Annotated in this window: 16 protein-coding genes; 10 read left to right on the top strand and 6 right to left on the bottom strand. The window is 65.4% G+C overall.

Going from position 1 to position 16,526, the window contains the following annotated elements:
* Positions 1-2: 2 nt before the first annotated feature.
* Complete coding sequence (locus tag IE097_RS02170; protein WP_229797372.1) at positions 3-2,822, bottom strand: bifunctional 2',3'-cyclic-nucleotide 2'-phosphodiesterase/3'-nucleotidase; 2,820 nt, start codon at positions 2,820-2,822, stop codon at positions 3-5.
* 123 nt (positions 2,823-2,945) lie between these two features.
* Complete coding sequence (gene queA / locus IE097_RS02165) at positions 2,946-3,992, bottom strand: tRNA preQ1(34) S-adenosylmethionine ribosyltransferase-isomerase QueA (RefSeq protein ID WP_189458491.1); 1,047 nt, start codon at positions 3,990-3,992, stop codon at positions 2,946-2,948.
* A gap of 223 nt (positions 3,993-4,215) precedes the next feature.
* On the opposite strand from queA, the gene aroQ reads away from it, so the two are divergent.
* The 10 genes from aroQ to IE097_RS02115 all read left to right on the top strand — a co-directional run bounded on the left by aroQ (position 4,216) and on the right by IE097_RS02115 (position 12,175).
* Entirely contained in the window at positions 4,216-4,671 is a 456-nt protein-coding gene (gene aroQ / locus IE097_RS02160; RefSeq protein ID WP_189458490.1) for a type II 3-dehydroquinate dehydratase, read from the top strand.
* Between the two features lie 64 nt (positions 4,672-4,735).
* Positions 4,736-5,194 (top strand): acetyl-CoA carboxylase biotin carboxyl carrier protein, encoded by a 459-nt coding sequence (accB, locus tag IE097_RS02155; protein ID WP_189458489.1) that lies wholly within the window; start codon positions 4,736-4,738, stop codon positions 5,192-5,194.
* Between the two features lie 51 nt (positions 5,195-5,245).
* Entirely contained in the window at positions 5,246-6,613 is a 1,368-nt protein-coding gene (gene accC, locus IE097_RS02150; protein WP_189458488.1) for an acetyl-CoA carboxylase biotin carboxylase subunit, read from the top strand.
* A gap of 104 nt (positions 6,614-6,717) precedes the next feature.
* Positions 6,718-7,605: a 50S ribosomal protein L11 methyltransferase gene (gene prmA / locus IE097_RS02145; RefSeq protein ID WP_189458487.1), complete on the top strand. Its 888-nt coding sequence runs from the start codon at positions 6,718-6,720 to the stop codon at positions 7,603-7,605.
* Between the two features lie 37 nt (positions 7,606-7,642).
* On the top strand, positions 7,643-8,572 hold the full coding sequence (locus IE097_RS02140) for a DUF3426 domain-containing protein (protein WP_189458689.1): 930 nt from the start codon (positions 7,643-7,645) through the stop codon (positions 8,570-8,572).
* On the top strand, positions 8,569-8,946 hold the full coding sequence (gene gcvH, locus IE097_RS02135) for a glycine cleavage system protein GcvH (RefSeq protein WP_189458486.1): 378 nt from the start codon (positions 8,569-8,571) through the stop codon (positions 8,944-8,946). Before IE097_RS02140 ends, gcvH begins: the two co-directional genes overlap by 4 nt.
* Before the next feature lie 114 nt (positions 8,947-9,060).
* The gene (gene tpx, locus IE097_RS02130) at positions 9,061-9,561 is read left to right on the top strand and encodes a thiol peroxidase (protein WP_189458485.1); all 501 of its coding nucleotides are present in this window, start codon (positions 9,061-9,063) and stop codon (positions 9,559-9,561) included.
* Between the two features lie 93 nt (positions 9,562-9,654).
* Entirely contained in the window at positions 9,655-10,140 is a 486-nt protein-coding gene (locus IE097_RS02125) for a hypothetical protein (RefSeq protein WP_189458484.1), read from the top strand.
* Between the two features lie 24 nt (positions 10,141-10,164).
* Entirely contained in the window at positions 10,165-10,923 is a 759-nt protein-coding gene (locus tag IE097_RS02120) for a DUF3025 domain-containing protein (RefSeq protein WP_189458483.1), read from the top strand.
* Between the two features lie 295 nt (positions 10,924-11,218).
* Complete coding sequence (locus tag IE097_RS02115) at positions 11,219-12,175, top strand: carbohydrate-binding protein (protein WP_189458482.1); 957 nt, start codon at positions 11,219-11,221, stop codon at positions 12,173-12,175.
* An 82-nt stretch (positions 12,176-12,257) separates the two neighbouring features.
* Here the strand turns inward: IE097_RS02115 and IE097_RS02110 are convergent, their stop codons facing one another.
* The 4 genes from IE097_RS02110 to IE097_RS02095 all read right to left on the bottom strand — a co-directional run bounded on the left by IE097_RS02110 (position 12,258) and on the right by IE097_RS02095 (position 16,518).
* Complete coding sequence (locus tag IE097_RS02110; protein ID WP_189458481.1) at positions 12,258-12,674, bottom strand: carboxymuconolactone decarboxylase family protein; 417 nt, start codon at positions 12,672-12,674, stop codon at positions 12,258-12,260.
* Between the two features lie 2 nt (positions 12,675-12,676).
* Entirely contained in the window at positions 12,677-13,048 is a 372-nt protein-coding gene (locus tag IE097_RS02105) for a MerR family transcriptional regulator (protein ID WP_189458480.1), read from the bottom strand.
* Between the two features lie 135 nt (positions 13,049-13,183).
* On the bottom strand, positions 13,184-13,891 hold the full coding sequence (gene kdpE / locus IE097_RS02100; RefSeq protein ID WP_189458479.1) for a two-component system response regulator KdpE: 708 nt from the start codon (positions 13,889-13,891) through the stop codon (positions 13,184-13,186).
* Entirely contained in the window at positions 13,891-16,518 is a 2,628-nt protein-coding gene (locus IE097_RS02095) for a DUF4118 domain-containing protein (protein ID WP_189458478.1), read from the bottom strand. Before IE097_RS02095 ends, kdpE begins: the two co-directional genes overlap by 1 nt.
* Positions 16,519-16,526 lie beyond the last annotated feature (8 nt).

The raw sequence follows: 16,526 nt of genomic DNA, 5'->3' as shown, positions 1-16,526 counted from the left end.
GATTACAGGCTCAGGTCGAGCTTGTAGATCGAGCCGCTCCTGTCGGCCTTGTCCTCGACCTTGAACACATTGGCGATGCCGTCGGCGCGGGCAACCGCCTCGGCGTCATACGCCGACTCGAACAGTACGCGGCCCGCCAGCGTCGCCCTGGCAAAGTGCCAGTTGCCGTCGGCGCCCTGTGCTGCACGCGTCAGCGTCTTCTGCGCCTTGATGTAGGCGACGATGATGTCGCGATTGGCATCCGGCGCGTCGAAGATCGTCTTGCTGCCATCGAGGCTGGCAAAACCGCCGCCACCGCTGGCGCGGTAGTTGTTGGTCGCGACGATGAACTGCTGGCCGGCAGCGACCGGCTGGCCGTTCCAGCGCAGGTTGACGATGCGGCTGCCCTTGGGCCGGGTCACGTCGATCTCGTACTGGACGCCATCGATCTGGTCGAAGTTGTACGACGGGAAGCTGCCGTTGATCAGCTGCTGATCCGCGGTCTGGGTCGGACTGATCTGGTTGAACTGCTCGGCCGCCTTCTCCAGCCATGCCTTCAACGCCGTGCCGTCGATCTTCACCGCCTGCAGCGTGTTCGGGTACAGGTACAGATCGGCGACGTTCCTGATCGCGACACCACCGACCGGGATGTCGGTGTAGCCGGTACCGCGGTAATTGGCCTTGAACGGTGCCGCCGCCGAAAGTACCGGCAGGTTGGCGTACTGCGGCAGGCTGGCCTTGACGTAGCGCTCGACGTAGTCCTTCTGCGCCGCATTGATCAACTGCATCGCCGCGGTATCGCCGACCTGCGAGAAGAACGAACTGATGCGGAATTCGGTCGTGCCGACCGGCGTCGACACGTAGCGGATCGTGCCCTCGTGCTCCTTCTGTACCAGCTTGCCGACCGCGGCGTGCGGCGCCACCGCGACCGTGTCGTTGCCGACCTTGCTGTTGATCGAGCGCAGTTCGCCCTGTGATTGCGTGACTTTCCATTGCGCGCCGTCGTAGGTCACGCCCAGCTTGAGCACGCCGAGCGTATTGCCCCAGAACCCGGCCATGACCGTCGGCACGCCGTTGACCAGCCCCTTGACGTTGTCGACGCCGGCAATCCCGGCGTAGTTCTTGCCGTCAGGAAAATAGCTGTGCGAATGCCCCGACACGATCGCGTCAATGCCCGGCACCTTGGCCAGGTGGTACACGGCATTCTCCATGTCCGGCGAATACGGCGCGGCCGAGATACCGCCGTGCGACAGCGCCACGACGATATCGGCACCGGCCTTGCGCATCGCCGGCACGTACTTCTCGGCGGCTTCCTTCACGCCCTCGACGTAGACCTTGCCGTCGAGGTTGCGCTTGTCCCAGCTCATGATGCCCGGGGGGGCGAAGCCGATCACGCCGACCTTGAGCGGAATGCGCTTGCCGTCGGCGGTCCTGAACGTACGGTTGAGGATCACGTAGGGCGCGAACAGCGGCTGCTTGTCGCTGACGGCGTAGGCATTCGACAGCACCAGCGGGAAGCGCGGGCCCATGCAGCCCTTGCGGTCCTCGGTCCCCGGCACGCGCATTGCCGCACCGGTGACCTGGGCGAGGAAAGGCAGACCGTAGTTGAACTCGTGGTTGCCGACGTTGCCGGCGTCATAGCGCATCAGGTTCATCACCTTGTACTGCGCCAGCGTGGCATTGCAGCTGACCGGACTGACCAGCGCCTGGTAGTCGGACAGCGACGTTCCCTGGATGGTGTCGCCGTTGTCGAACAGCAGGTTGTTCGGCAGCTCGGCGCGCGCCTTGTCGATCAGCGTCGCGGTGCGCTCGAAGCCGAGGGTGATGTCGTCCTGCGTCTTGTAGTAGTCGTAGCTCTTGATGTTGGTGTGCAGGTCGGTGGTCTGCAGGATGGCCAGATCGAGCTGCGTACCCTTCTCGGCCCTGGACAGCGCGTTGCCGCGCGGCATCGCGCCGCCCTGCTGCACCAGTTCGACCAGTCTGGCGGTACCGAGCTGCTGCGCGGCCTGCAAGAGCTTGTCCTGGATGCGGTCGTGGAAATCGTCGGCGTTGTACAGCGCCTCGCTCAGTGCCTTGCTGCCTTCCTTGCCGTCGAACTGGCCGTCGGCAAAGTCGCGCCCCAGCTGGCGGCCGAGCGCGAGCATCGGTCGCTGCGCGCCGAGCGCCGCCTTGGCGTCGTCGGCCCCGGCGGCCAGCTCCGGCTTGGATTCATCGAGCCCCTGCACGCCGGCCTTGGCCAGCGCCGCAAGCTTGAGCGCGTAACGGCCGGCTTCGTCGTCGTCGAGCGCGCCGGCGCCGGTCCTGGCGTTGACCAGCTTGGGCACCGACAGCAGGTTTTTCAGTTCCGGCGCAAACTGCACGCGGACATCGTCATTGGCCTTGCCGATGTCGGCGGCCGTGACCTCGGCCAGCTTGCCGCTCTTGTTCGCCAGCAGGCGCTGGTAAGCGATCTCGGTCAGCGGCGTCACGCCGACCTGCGCCTGCGCACCGGGCAGCAATGCGTGCAGCGTTTCGCCGGCCGGGAAATCCAGCTCGGCATTCAGGCCTTCGTCATAGTAACGGGCACCGGCCTTGCCGCTCACTTCGACCAGCAGCGGACCGCTGACGTTGCCGAGGCCCAGCTTGACCGCGCCGCTGGCGTCGATGCTGCCACTGCCGATCACCTTGCCGTCGAGCGACTTGACGGTCACGTCGGCATTCGAAATCTGACCCAGCGACGGCTGGACCTGCAGGCTGGTGCTGCCGGCGGCCGGCGTGGCGTTGTTGCCGTCCGAACCGCCACAGGCGCTCAGCGCAAGCGCCAGCGTGGCGCACAACGCGGCCTTCTTGTGAATCGGATACATGCTCATCCTTCCCTTCTCGGGGATTTTGTCATTGGGAGCGCGCAGCCTAGCGAGCCCCCATGACAGCGAAGAAAAGGACGAGTGAAAGATTAGCGTCGGTACTGTTTCAATGTATTGAAAACATTACGGTATAGAAACGGCACGCTCGAGCAGCATCGCATCGCCGTAACTGAAGAAGCGGTACTCGTGCGCCACGGCATGCGCATAAGCGGCTTTCATCGTCTCCAGCCCGGCAAATGCCGCCACCAGCATCAGCAGGGTCGACTTGGGCAGGTGGAAGTTCGTGATCAGCCGGTCGACGACGCGGAATTCATAGCCGGGTGTAATGAAGATGTCGGTATCACCCTCCGGCTCGGCCAGCATCCCCTGCTGCGACGATGCCTCGAGCGCGCGCAGGCTGGTCGTACCGACGGCAATCACCCGGCCGCCGGCCGCCTTGGTGGCACGGATCGCCTCCTGCGTCGCCTGCGGAATCGAATAGCGTTCGTGATGCATCGTGTGTTCGGCAATGTCGTCGACGCGGACCGGCATGAAGGTGCCGGCACCGACATGCAGGGTCAGGAAAGCCGTACCGACGCCCTGCGTGCGCAGCTGCTCGAGCAGGGCATCGGTGAAATGCAATCCTGCAGTCGGCGCAGCCACCGCGCCGGGGTCGCGTGCGTAAACGGTCTGGTAACGCCTGGCGTCCTCGTCGTCGGGCGTGTGCGTGATGTACGGCGGCAACGGCAATGCACCGGCCTGATCGAGGATGTCGAGCACCGACTGATCGCCGTCCGTCCCGGATCGATCGAATTCGAGCAGGAACAGATCGCCACGGCGCTCGACCATGGTCGCCCACCAGCGTTCGGCAAAGCACAAACGGCTGCCGGGTTTGGGCGATTTGCTCGCACGCACGTGCGCCAGCGCGCGGCGCGTATCGAGCACGCGCTCGACCAGCGCTTCGATTGCGCCACCGCTTTCCTTCTGGCCGAACAGCCGTGCCTTGATCACCTTGGTATCGTTGAACACCAGCAGGTCGCCGGCACGCAGCAGCGTCGGCAGCTCCCGGAACCGGCCGTCATGCAGCGTCCTGCCGTCAACGTGCAGCAAACGGCTCGCACCGCGTTCGGCAGGCGGAAACTGGGCGATCAGGTGTTCGGGCAGGAAATAGTCGAAGTCGGAGAGCTGCATCGGGGTCCATCACGTAGGAAAATGCTGCGAACAGGCGCGTAGCAAAACTACAGCAGTATACCAGCGCCCCTCGCCAGCAAGCCGCGACCCGCTTGATGGCGCGGCACTTTCAAACAGCTGTTTTAGCGCGAAAGTGCCGGGAATTTCGTCGAATTTGCTAGACAAGGCCGTTTCGCCTCGGCAAACTCCGGCCGATGATTTGGAACGAGACTGGGAGGTGAGCATGGCAAAAGCCCGCAAAATCCTGGTGCTGCATGGCCCCAATCTCAATCTGCTGGGGGTGCGTGAGCCACAGCACTATGGCGCCGATACCCTGGCGGACATCAATGCCCGTCTGGTTGAAATCGGCGCACAGCAAGGCGCACTGGTCGAGACCTTCCAGTCCAACCGCGAATACGAACTGATCGACCGCATCCATGCCGCCCTGTCGGACGGCACCGGCTTCATCGTCATCAATCCCGCCGCATTCACCCACACCAGCGTCGCACTCCGCGATGCGCTGGCCGGGGTCAAGATTCCCTTCGTCGAAGTGCACCTCTCCAATGTGCACGCACGTGAATCGTTCCGACATCATTCCTACTTCTCGGATCTCGCCATCGGCGTGATCTGCGGCCTCGGGGCCAAGGGCTACGAATACGCGCTGGCCCACGCCCTGGAAGCACTCAATCCGACGCCCTGAACGGACGTCGTCGTTTTTCCCCATAAATGCGTCAATAAGCATTACCTGATAAGAGGGTTGCCGTATGGATCTGCGTAAACTGAAGAAACTGATCGACCTCGTCGAGGAATCCGGCATTGCCGAACTCGAGGTCACCGAGGGCGAAGAAAAAGTCCGCATTACCCGCGTCAACCAGAACGCCGCACCGGCCTACATCCAGCAGCCGATGCAATTCCAGGCGCCGGCCGCCGCTGCAGCAGTTGCTGCGCCGGCCGCCGTGGCCGAAGCCGCCGACAGCGCCCTGCCGGACGGCACGCCGGTGAAGTCGCCGATGGTCGGTACCTTCTACCGCGCGGCCAGCCCGGGCGCGAAGTCCTTCGTCGAAGTCGGCCAGCAGGTCAACGCCGGCGATACGCTGTGCATCATCGAAGCAATGAAACTCCTGAACGAAATCGAGGCCGAAACCTCTGGCGTGATCAAGGCCATCCTCGTCGAGAACGGCCAGCCGGTCGAATACGGCGAACCGCTGTTCGTCATCGGCTGATGCGGTGCCGCATCCGCCTGACGGATGCAGCACGTCTCACGGAGTTCACAGATGTTTGAAAAAGTACTGATCGCCAACCGCGGCGAAATCGCGCTGCGTGTGCTGCGCGCCTGCCGCGAAATGGGCATCAAGACCGTGGTCGTCCACTCGGAAATCGACCGCGAAGCCAAATACGTCAAGCTCGCCGACGAATCGGTCTGCATCGGACCGAATCCGTCGCCGCAGAGCTACCTGAACATGGCGGCCATCATCTCGGCCGCCGAAGTCACCAACGCCAACGCGATCCACCCCGGCTACGGCTTCCTGTCGGAAAACGCCGACTTCGCCCAGCGCGTCGAGGAATCCGGCTTCACCTTCATCGGTCCGACGCCCGAGTCGATCCGCATCATGGGCGACAAGGTGTCGGCCAAGAACGCGATGAAGCAGGCGGGCGTCCCCTGCGTGCCCGGCTCGGACGGTGCACTGCCGGACGACCCGAAGGAAGTCCTCGCGATCGGCCGCAAGGTCGGCTATCCGGTGATCATCAAGGCCGCCGGCGGCGGCGGCGGTCGCGGCATGCGCGTCGTCCACAACGAGGAAGAGCTGCTGCGGTCGGTCGAAATGACCAAGTCCGAGGCTGGCGCCGCGTTCGGCAACCCGACCGTCTACATGGAACGCTTCCTGCAGACGCCGCGGCACGTCGAAATCCAGATCCTTGCCGACCAGCACGGCAACGCGATCTATCTGGGCGAACGCGACTGCTCGATGCAGCGCCGCCACCAGAAGGTGATCGAAGAAGCGCCGGCACCGGGCGTGACCGACGCACAGCGCAAGAAGATCGGCGAAGCCTGCGCCGAAGCGTGCCGCCAGATCGGCTACCGTGGCGCCGGCACCTTCGAATTCCTGTACGAAAACGGCGAGTTCTTCTTCATCGAGATGAACACCCGCGTTCAGGTCGAACACCCGGTCACCGAGATGATCACCGGCATCGACATCGTCCAGGAGCAGATCCGCGTCGCCGCAGGCCTGCCGCTGCGCTACACGCAGAAGGACGTGAAGATCAAGGGCCATTCGATCGAGTGCCGGATCAACGCCGAGGACCCGCTCAAGTTCGTGCCGAGCCCCGGCCGGATCACCACCTGGCACACGCCGGGCGGCCCCGGCGTACGCGTGGATTCGCACGTCTACCAGGGCTACTTCGTGCCGCCGAACTACGATTCGATGATCGGCAAGATCATCACCTACGGCGACAACCGCGAGCAGGCGATGGCACGGATGCGCATTGCATTGTCGGAAATGGTGGTTCAGGGCATCAACACCAACATTCCGCTGCACCAGCAGTTGCTGCTCGACGGCGAATTCGCCAAGGGCGGTACCAGCATCCATTACCTCGAGCACAAGATGCCCGAGATCCGGGCGCTGCTGGAAAACCTGGGCTGAGCCTCGGCCAGCACGGAAGAAAAAAGGGCCGCAACGGCCCTTTTTTCATGTTCATCCAAGCCGTGAGACAATCACGGCCATCACACGATTCAGGAAGACCCGACATGGCCTGGCAGGAACTGCGCATCACCACCGACTCGAAACACGCCGAAGCCCTGTCGGACGCCCTCTTCGACCTTGGCGCACTGTCGGTGTCGATCGAAGACGCTGCCGCCGGCACCGATCTGGAAAAGCCGATCTTTGGCGAACCGGGTGAACCGGTCGACCAGATGTGGGACCACAGCGTCGTCGTCGCCCATCTCTCCGACGACATGGACCCGCAGCTGACCGTTGCCGCCGCGGCCAACGCCGCCGGCATCGCGCTGCCGGGCTTCGAGGTCGTCACCGTCGAGGAACAGGACTGGGTGCGTCTGACCCAGTCGCAGTTCGACCCGATCCGGATTTCCGAACGGCTGTGGATCACGCCGACCTGGCACGAATCGCCAAATCCCGAAGCGATCAACATCGCACTCGATCCGGGCCTGGCTTTCGGCACCGGCAGCCACCCGACCACGCACCTATGCCTGCAATGGCTCGATGCCAACATCGCCGGCGGTGAAACGCTGCTCGACTACGGTTGCGGTTCGGGCATTCTCGCCATTGCCGCGAAGAAGGTCGGTGCCGGCGCCACCCACGGCGTCGACATCGATCCGCAGGCGATGATCGCCTCGAAGCAGAATGCCGAGCAGAACGGCGTCGACATCGACTTCTTCCTGCCCGATGCCCTGCCGGAGGGCGAGTACGACGTCGTTGTCGCCAACATCCTCACCAATCCGCTGAAAGCGCTGGCACCGATGCTGGCCGGTCGCGTACGGGCCGGAGGCCGGATCGCCCTGTCGGGCATCCTGGCCGAACAGGCCGACGATGTGATCGCGATCTACGGCGCCTGGTTCGATTTCGACCCGCCGAAGCAGTCGGAAGGCTGGGTGTGCCTGTCCGGCCGCAAGCGCTGACACGCGCCGCAATGATTCCGGGCTACAATCGGCGGCGATGAGTTCGATTACCCGCTGCCCCAACTGTCATACGGCATTCAACGTCACTGCCGCGCAACTCGCCGCCCACAAGGGCAAGGTGCGCTGCGGCAAGTGCGCGTTCGTGTTCAATGCGCACGAATGCATGACCGAGCCGGAACCGGCTGCCGATGCCGGCGAGGCAGCTGCCGGCGTTGAATCGATGCCCGCGCAGACCGGGGCCACCGTACAGCCGGCGAGTACGGCGACCGAAGCGCTCAGTGTCGCTGAATACCTTGCAAGCCGTCCGGAACCGGAACCGGAACCGGAACCGGAACCGGAACCGGAACCGGAACCGGAACCGGAACCGGCAACAGTAGAACCGATCGACACCGCACCGGCACCTGCCGCAACCGACGACACGCCATCGGGTTACCGGCCGATCCGCACCCTCGAAGACGAAGCGCTGCTGGCACCGCCGAAACCGCCGTCACCATGGCGCTGGGTGGCCGTCGGTCTTGCCGCGCTCGCGGTGTTCGTGCTGCTGACGCAGATCGCCCTGCGCTACCGTGCCACGCTGTCGACCGAACTCCCCTGGCTGCGGCCGATCTACGTTTCGGCCTGCGATGTACTCGGTTGTGAAATGCCGCTGCCGCGCCATGCCGAACTGCTGCGCTCGGACTACTCCGAACTCAGTTACGTGCCGGGCCGCCCCAACCTCGTCCAGCTCTCGGCCAGCGTGCGCAATCTGGCGTCGTACGAGCAGGCACTGCCGACGCTGGAACTGACGCTGACCAACGAGCGCGAGGAAGTCGTTGCCCGCAAGCGCTTCACCCCAGCCCAATACCTGCCCGCGGCCGACAAGCAGCGCACACGGCTCGCACCGAACGACGAATTGCGTGCCTACCTGCAACTCGACCTTGGTCAACTCGACTCCTCCGGTTATTCGATCTACTGGTTCTATCCATGACAATTCCTGCCGATCTGCTGTACTCCGAAACCCACCAGTGGGCCCGCTTCGACGACGACGGTCTGGTTACCGTCGGCATCACCCATTTCGCCCAGTCGACGCTTGGCGACCTCGTTTACGTTGAGTTGCCGGCCGTCGGCCGACAGGTCAAGCAGCAGGAAGCCGTCGCGCTGGTCGAGTCGGTAAAGAGCGCATCCGACGTGCATTGCCCGCTGTCGGGCGAGATTGTCGCCACCAATGCCGAAGCGGTGGATGCGCCGGAATCGATCAACGACGCACCGTACGACACCTGGCTGTTCCGGCTGCGGCCGAGCGATCCGGCCGAGCGTGCGGCGCTGCTCGATGCCGCGGCGTACGAAAAGGCCATCGCCTGAAAACGAAATGGTGCTTGATTCCTGCGGAATCGGCGCCATTTTTACTGGATGCGGCTCGCCAGAAGCCGCCCTCTCCCAAGCCACCTCGACGATACCACTCACCAGGAGCACCCCATGTCCAGCGTTACCCTCGGCGGCAACCCGATCGAAGTCAGCGGCGCATTCCCGAAGGCCGGCGACAGCGCCAAGCCGTTCACCCTCGTCGGCAAGGATCTGGCCGACGTCTCGCTGGCGTCCTTCGCCGGCAAGAAGAAAGTCCTGAACATTTTCCCGAGCATCGACACGCCGACCTGCGCGACCTCGGTACGCCGCTTCAATGAATCGGCCTCCCAGCTCGCCGATACCGTCGTGCTGTGCATCTCGGCCGATCTGCCGTTCGCGCAGAACCGCTTCTGCGGCGCCGAAGGTCTGGCCAATGTCGTGACGCTGTCGACCATGCGCGGCCGCCAGTTCCTGAACGACTACGGCGTCGAATTCGCCACCGGCCCGCTGGTCGGCGTCGCGGCCCGCGCGGTCGTCGTCCTCGATGCCAACGACAAGGTGCTGCATGCCGAACTCGTCGCCGAAGTGAAGGACGAACCGAACTACGACGCCGCGCTGAAGGCACTGGCGTAAAGACCGTACAAACCGTGACCGCGGTCACGGTTACCGCATGACCGGATCGGCTAGAATGAACGTTCTAGCCGATTTGTTTTTGAAGGCCTCCGAATGAAGAAGTCCCTGCCCCTGATTGCCGCGGCGCTGCTTGCCGTGCTGTTCACCATCCAGTACGCGATGGCCGACGGTCCGCGCCTGACGGTCCGTTTTGCCAATCCGGCGTGGAACGGCATGGCGATTCCCGCCGGCCAGCAATGCAGTCAGCTCGGCGGCAAGGGCAACACGCCAGCCCTGAACGTATTCGACCTGCCCAGCGGCACCGCGGCGCTGCAGCTCGAGTACAACCAGCGCGGCGGCGCCAGCCTCGGCGTGTTGCGCTACAGCGTCGCGCAGGGTGCGGCCAGCGTCCAGCTGCCGAGTGTCACCGGTTCGCAGGCCGCACTGCCCGGCGGCTTCTCGTGGGTCAGCCAGTCGGCGGCCGGCGGCTACCAGCCGCCGTGCACCAAGGGTGCCGGCTACTATCTCGTCGTGAAAGCGCTCGACGCCGGTGGCAAACCGCTGGGCGAAGGCCGGCTGGAGCTCGGCAAGCTGCAATGAGCCCGTTGAACTGAACCGGCAGCCATGAACGGCTGGCCGGCGTTTGCACAGCACCCTGCCTATGCGCCGATCCGCCCGGTGCTGGCGCGCTTCGACCGCCTGCCCGACTGGACCGACTGGCAGACGCTCGGACCGCCGGCGTCCAACCGGCTCGGCCTGCCGCTGTCGTTCGTCGATCCGGATTCGCTGACGCAGTACTACGAACTCGAAATCCACGCTGCCGGGCGTATCGCCACGCGGCACAACTGGCACGACTGTTTCAATGCCGCGGTCTGGCACACCTTTCCGCAGGCCAAGGTCGCGCTGAACGCGCTGCATCAGCGGCATACGCGCGACGGCGCCCGCGGGCCGGTCCGCGATGCGGCCACATTGTTCGACGAGTGCGGGCTGATCGTTGCCTGCAGCGAACCGGCACTGACCGACGCCCTGATCCACCACGACTGGTCCACGCTGTTCCGGCATCGCCGCGAAGCATGGGGCCGCCATATCGAAGCGCTGTGCTTCGGCCACGCCAATTACGAATACCTGCTCGCCCCGTTCCGCGGTCTGACCGGCAAATGCAGGCTGGTTGCCGTCGACGACGCCCACTTTGCGCTGCCGCTGACCGAACGCATTGCTGCGCTCGATGCCTACCTCGCCAGCGAGCTCGACGCTGACCGGCTGCTGCGGCCGAAGCAGCTGCCGCCACTGCCGTTTCTCGGCATCCCCGGCTGGTGGCCCGATCAGGACGAGGCGTTCTATGCCGACACCGGCTATTTCCGCCCCAAGCGCACGACAGCCTGAAACCGCAGCCACCTTTCGTCCGGTCAGCCGTCGGATCCAACCCGGCTTTTGCCTTCGTTCGCACCGATTCCGATGCCGGATCGGCCGGCCCGATGCCGGCAATCAGCACACTTTCATTCGCGCCGGGCAGCGTCGACTTGCGATGCGCCACCTTATTCTTCGTGACAGAACGCGAGCCACACTACTTCCAGCGTTGCCGCTGCACATTCCGGATGGTGATTTGACAGTCGAAAAATAGTCTCAGACTATTGATTTGTCATCATGCGATGACAATACCAATAAAAGGAGACTGACAATGCAACGCCTGGCCCTGGCCCTGATCGCCACTTTCGCAAGCACCGCCGCACTCGCCTGCACGCCGCCCCTGCCGGACTACTTCACCTTTGACGGCACACGCCCGACCGGACAGAGCGCAAAGCTGCCCCTCATTCCGCCCCTGACCGACGGCGGCCACGACTATGTCTGCAACATGTATCCGTACGGCGGCGGATGGCATTACTTCAACTACCTGAACACCGCGATCGTGCACGGCCTGACCGACAGCGAATGGCAGGCAACCGGGCTGGTGACCCTGCCGCCACAGGCTCCGGCCTGGCAGGCCGGCAGCGTCTACAACAAGGGCGATCGCGTCAGCCACCTCGGCGCCGACTACGAGGCCAGGTGGTGGACACAGAACGAAGCGCCCGGATCGGCATGGGGTGCATGGCAGCCGGTTGACCCGAACGGCCTGTCGCCCTGGTCGGCCGGCCGTACGTACGCAAGCGACGAAAAGGCCGTCCATGCCGGAGCCGTCTGGCGCGCCAAATGGCCGGTCCAGGGCGAAGTGCCCGGGGCCAGCGAATGGGGCGCATGGGCCAGGACGGACGAGGCGCCGTTGCTCAGCGAACACATTCCGCCACGCTTCAGCGTGAGTTACACGAACAACGACGGCGTCGTATCGGTGTCGATGAGCAGCGTTCTGCTTGCACAGCCGGCGGCGCCGGCACGGCTGGAAGTCCGCGATGGCGACACCGTGCTGTGGCAGACCAACCGGTTTTACCCGCTCGACAAGACCTGTTCTCCGGCCGACAGCCATTGCACACCCGGTGTGTACACGCGTGCCGACGGCAGCTTCGTTCTGACGAACCTGAAGCAGTGGCTCTCGGCCTGGCTCTGCAACGGTGCCAACGAGTGCCGGCCAAGCCAGGCGACCCGGTTTGCACCCGGCATCACGATGACCGGACACACGAGCGAACCGTTTCCGAAGCCGTAGTCCCTCGGGCGCCGGCCAGCCTCCGGCGCTGATCTTCTGCCGGACCGTCAAGGCGCACTGCGCGGCAAGCGGGTGGAAGGATTCAGACGGTGTCGCGCGGTTCCGCGTCGCGGCTGGCGAACACGTCGCGGGCCGCAAACAGGCCGTTCAGCGCAGCCGGAAAACCGGCGTATACCGCCATCTGCATGATGACTTCGACGATTTCTTCACGCGTGCAGCCGACGTTGAGCGCCGCGCCGATATGCACCTTGAGTTGCGGAGCGGCGTTACCCAGCGCCGTCAGTGCGGCAACGACGGCAATTTCGCGCGATTTGAGATCGAGTCCGGGGCGCGAGTAGATGTCGCCGAACGGAAACTCGATCACGTAACGCGCGAAATCGGGGGCAATGTCGGCGAGCGACGCGATCACCGCTTCACCGGCGTCGCCGTCGATCTCGCGCAGCCGGTTCAGGCCGCGTTCATAGCGGCTCGTGGGGATTGGACTTTCGGGTACGGTCATGGTCAGGCTCCTTTGAGTCTGCCCACCTCCATGCGGCGATACAGCGCGATCTTGTCGGCCAGCTTGCCCAGATGGCTCTGCAAGCGTTCGATCTCGGCCTCGACCCTGGCCGCGTGCGCCTCCAGCAGACCGCGTCGCTGTGCCAGCGTCGCGTCGCCTTCGCGCCGCAACGCGGCGTACTGCTGCATCGTTTCGATCGGCATGCCGGTTTCGCGCAACCGGATCAGGAAACCCAGCCAGGCCAGATCGGCCTGCCCGTAGCTGCGGTGACCCGAAGCCGTGCGTGCCACGCGATCGATCAGGCCGATCTTTTCGTAGTAACGCAGCGTATCGGCGCTCAGGCCGACGGTACTGGCAAATTCGCTGATGTTCATGGGAATGGACAGGTGAGCCTAGGCTAATACTTGGAGCTTACTCCAGGTCAAGCGCCTCACAATGCCACTCATCCGGAATGACATCGCCGCACACCGGACCCGCGAGGCCCGGTCGGTTTGTACGGCTGACAGGCGTTACAGCACCAGCCGGTAGCCGACGCCGGTTTCGGTCAGCAGGTGCCGGGGCTGGGCCGGGTCGGTCTCGAGCTTCTGCCGCAGGTGGCCCATGTAGATGCGCAGGTAATGACTGTGTTCGACATAGGCCGGCCCCCAGACCTCGAGCAGCAGCTGCCGGTGGGTCAGCACCTTGCCGGCATGGCGGATCAGCACCGACAGCAGCCGGTATTCGATCGGCGTCAGATGCAATGCCTCCCCGCCGCGCTGCACTTCGCGCGCGACCAGATCGACCTCGACGTTGCCGATCGTGATCCTGCCGTCGCGGCTGTCGGCGTCCTGCCTCGCATGGCGGCGCAGCAGCACGCGCACGCGCGCCATCAGCTCGGCCACGCCGAACGGCTTGGTCAGGTAGTCGTCGGCGCCGGCGTCGAGCGCAGCCACCTTGTCGCCCTCCTGGCTGCGGGCCGACAGCACCAGCACCGGCACGTCGGAAAACGCCCGCAACTCGCTGATCAGCGTCACGCCGTCACCGTCCGGCAGCCCGAGGTCGAGAATCACCAGATCCGGCTGGCGTGTCCCGACAGCAATCAGTCCGTCACGCACGCTGCCCGCGGCATGGCTCACCATGCCCTCGCCTTCGAGGGCCAGCGCGACGAAGCGGGCGATTTGCGTTTCGTCCTCGACGATGACGACGGTCGGCGGCTGGATCGATCGGGGTACGGACATCAGACGGGTTCCGGCGGCGGGTCGTTCTGGAATGGATCGGGGAGCGTCGGCGGCGGCCGGCGTGGCAGGCGCACGGTAAAGACCGCGCCACCGGCATTGGCCGCGGCGATGGTACCACCGTGGGCATGGACGATGGCGCGGCACAGCGCCAGCCCCAGTCCGACACCGCCGGTATTGCCTTCGGCCGCACCGCGGCTGAATTTGGCGAACAGGGACTCCTCCTGCCCGGACGGCAGGCCCGGACCGTCGTCGGCCACCGTCAGCAACAGGCTGCCCGGCGGTGCACTGGCACCCAGCGTGATCGTGCTGCCCGGCGGGGTGTACTTGGCGGCGTTGTCGAGCAGGTTGACCAGTACCCGCTCGATCAGCACCGCATCGAATTCGACCAGCGGCAGGCCGGCCGGCAGGTCGACCTTCAGCGCGTGGGCACTCAAGCGTCCGCCCATCGCGCGCACGGTGCCGCCGACGACTTCTTCGACCGATTGCCAGTCGCGCCGCAGCCTGACCTCACCCGATTGCAGCCGCGCCATGTCGAGCAGGTTGGCAACCAGCTCGTTCATCCTCGCGGTCTCGTCGACGAGTTGCGCGGCGAGCGACTGTGGTATTTCGCCCAGCGCCGGCTGCGCGACCAGCGTGCTCGCCAGTCCGTGCAGCACGGTCAGCGGCGTGCGCAGGTCGTGCGAGATCGTCGACAGCAGATTGTTGCGCAGCTGTTCGCCCTGCATCGACACCAGCGCCTCCTGCGCCACCTCGACGAAGTGCACCCGTTCGAGCGCCAGCGCGATCTGCGCCGCACAGGTCGACAGGAAGCGCTCGTGCTCGGGACCGGGCTGCCAGTCGCCGCGCGGCGTCAGTGCCAGCACGCCGCGCACGCGCACCGGTGCCGCCAGCGGCAGATAGTAGGCCGGTGCGGCCGGCAGCGTACCGGTGCCGCGACCGGCCGGCTGGCCGTGGCGGAACACCCAGTCGGCAACGGCCAGATCGACCGGGCCGCCGCCGACGTGCGACAGCACCTCGTCGCGGCTCGGCAGCGCCAGGCCGACGTCGGCATCGATGCGTGGCGCCAGTTGTGCCAGCGCGATGTCGACCACCTGCTCGTGCGTCAGTGCGGCCGACAGCGCCTGCGACAGCTCGTACAGCGCGGCGGTTCGCCGTTCGCGCCGTGTTGCCGCGTCGGCCTGGAAGCGTAGTCGTGCCGACAGCTGGCTGATCGTCAGCGCCACGCCGAGCATCACCACAAAGGTCAGCAGGTACTGCGTGTCCGACACGTTGAACGACAGCCGCGGCGGCACGAAAAAGAAATCGAATGCCGCAACGCTGAGCAACGCGGATGTCGCGCCGGCGATCCGGCCGAAGCGGATCGACACCAGCAGCACCGACACCAGATACAGCATCACCACGTTCGGCAGCGCCAGCAGGGTCGCCAGCGGCACCAGCAAGGCCGAGGAAACGGCGCAGCCGGCGATGGCGGCCAGCACGCCCCCCGAACGCCGGCCGAACCGGGGCAGCCAGCGTGCCGGTGCCGCGGCCACGCGTACCGTCTGCACCGCGATTCCCGGTGCCAGCGCCAGCAGGCGCTCGGCCAGCCCGGGTCGCCAGCGTCGGGGCGATGCACCGACGATGACGGTGCCGACATCGTGCTCGCTGGCATAGGCCACGAGGGTCGCCGCAACATCGCGTCCGGGCAGCGTCGCCGTTTCGGCGCCCAGCGACCCGGCGAACTTCAGCGCGGCAAACAGCCGGGCCTGCATCGCCGCATCGCGCGCCAGCAACGGCGATTCGACCAGTACGGCAAACCAGCCGGTCTTGAAGCGCCCCGCCAGTCTGGCCGCATGGCGTACCAGCCGGTCCGGCTGGGCCATCGGCGCCAGCACCACCATCACCCGCCCTTCGGTCGTCACGACGCCGGACGCACGCCGCTCGGCATCGACACGCTCGGCGGTGCGGCGCAGCGCCAGCTCGCGCAGCGCAATCAGGTTGGACTTGCGGAAGAAATACTCGCGTGCCCGGCTGGCGGCTTCGGCGAGATAGACCTTGCCCTCGGCGAGCCGGCCGAGCAGCTCGTCCGGCGGCAGGTCGACGAGCACGACGTCGTCGGCCGCATCGAAGACGTGATCGGGCACGGTCTCGCGCACGCGCACGCCGGTGAGCTGGCCGACGACATCGTTGAGGCTTTCGAGATGCTGGACGTTGACCGTCGTATAGACATCGATGCCGGCAGCCAGCAGCTCGTCGATGTCCTGCCAGCGCTTCGGATGGCGGCTGCCGGCGACGTTGCTGTGCGCCAGTTCGTCGACGAGCAGCAGTCCGGGGGCTCGGGCCAGTGCCGCATCGAGATCGAACTCGAACAGCGTGCGGCCCTGATGCGGCATTGCCCGTCGCGGCAACACCGACAGCCCGTCGAGCATGGCCTGGGTCTCGGCACGGCCGTGCGTCTCGACCAGACCGGCGACGACGTCGACGCCCTGCGCCGCCTGCGCACGGGCCTGCGTCAGCATCGCATAGGTCTTGCCGACGCCGGCATTGGCACCGAAGAAGATTTTCAGATGGCCGCGCTGCGCGCGCGCCTCGTCGGCCTGGAGTTCGGCCAGCAGCAGGTCGGGATCGGGACGTTGGTCGCTTGGCATCAGTCGGA

It is taken from the genome of Jeongeupia chitinilytica (assembly GCF_014652315.1).
Lineage (GTDB): Bacteria > Pseudomonadota > Gammaproteobacteria > Burkholderiales > Chitinibacteraceae > Jeongeupia > Jeongeupia chitinilytica.
Note: the sequence above shows the minus strand (reverse complement) of the source record. Positions and strands in the feature narration are given on the sequence as shown.

What these genes read in the sequence shown, in the direction of transcription:
- accB (WP_189458489.1), top strand. Translation starts at nt 4,736, where the DNA reads ATGGATCTGCGTAAACTGAAGAAACTGATCGACCTCGTCGAGGAATCC.
- IE097_RS02095 (WP_189458478.1), bottom strand. Translation starts at nt 16,518, where the DNA reads ATGCCAAGCGACCAACGTCCCGATCCCGACCTGCTGCTGGCCGAACTC.
- IE097_RS02115 (WP_189458482.1), top strand. Translation starts at nt 11,219, where the DNA reads ATGCAACGCCTGGCCCTGGCCCTGATCGCCACTTTCGCAAGCACCGCC.
- IE097_RS02170 (WP_229797372.1), bottom strand. Translation starts at nt 2,822, where the DNA reads ATGTATCCGATTCACAAGAAGGCCGCGTTGTGCGCCACGCTGGCGCTT.
- IE097_RS02140 (WP_189458689.1), top strand. Translation starts at nt 7,643, where the DNA reads ATGAGTTCGATTACCCGCTGCCCCAACTGTCATACGGCATTCAACGTC.
- queA (WP_189458491.1), bottom strand. Translation starts at nt 3,992, where the DNA reads ATGCAGCTCTCCGACTTCGACTATTTCCTGCCCGAACACCTGATCGCC.
- IE097_RS02105 (WP_189458480.1), bottom strand. Translation starts at nt 13,048, where the DNA reads ATGAACATCAGCGAATTTGCCAGTACCGTCGGCCTGAGCGCCGATACG.
- aroQ (WP_189458490.1), top strand. Translation starts at nt 4,216, where the DNA reads ATGGCAAAAGCCCGCAAAATCCTGGTGCTGCATGGCCCCAATCTCAAT.
- IE097_RS02120 (WP_189458483.1), top strand. Translation starts at nt 10,165, where the DNA reads ATGAACGGCTGGCCGGCGTTTGCACAGCACCCTGCCTATGCGCCGATC.
- accC (WP_189458488.1), top strand. Translation starts at nt 5,246, where the DNA reads ATGTTTGAAAAAGTACTGATCGCCAACCGCGGCGAAATCGCGCTGCGT.
- prmA (WP_189458487.1), top strand. Translation starts at nt 6,718, where the DNA reads ATGGCCTGGCAGGAACTGCGCATCACCACCGACTCGAAACACGCCGAA.
- IE097_RS02125 (WP_189458484.1), top strand. Translation starts at nt 9,655, where the DNA reads ATGAAGAAGTCCCTGCCCCTGATTGCCGCGGCGCTGCTTGCCGTGCTG.
- IE097_RS02110 (WP_189458481.1), bottom strand. Translation starts at nt 12,674, where the DNA reads ATGACCGTACCCGAAAGTCCAATCCCCACGAGCCGCTATGAACGCGGC.
- gcvH (WP_189458486.1), top strand. Translation starts at nt 8,569, where the DNA reads ATGACAATTCCTGCCGATCTGCTGTACTCCGAAACCCACCAGTGGGCC.
- tpx (WP_189458485.1), top strand. Translation starts at nt 9,061, where the DNA reads ATGTCCAGCGTTACCCTCGGCGGCAACCCGATCGAAGTCAGCGGCGCA.
- kdpE (WP_189458479.1), bottom strand. Translation starts at nt 13,891, where the DNA reads ATGTCCGTACCCCGATCGATCCAGCCGCCGACCGTCGTCATCGTCGAG.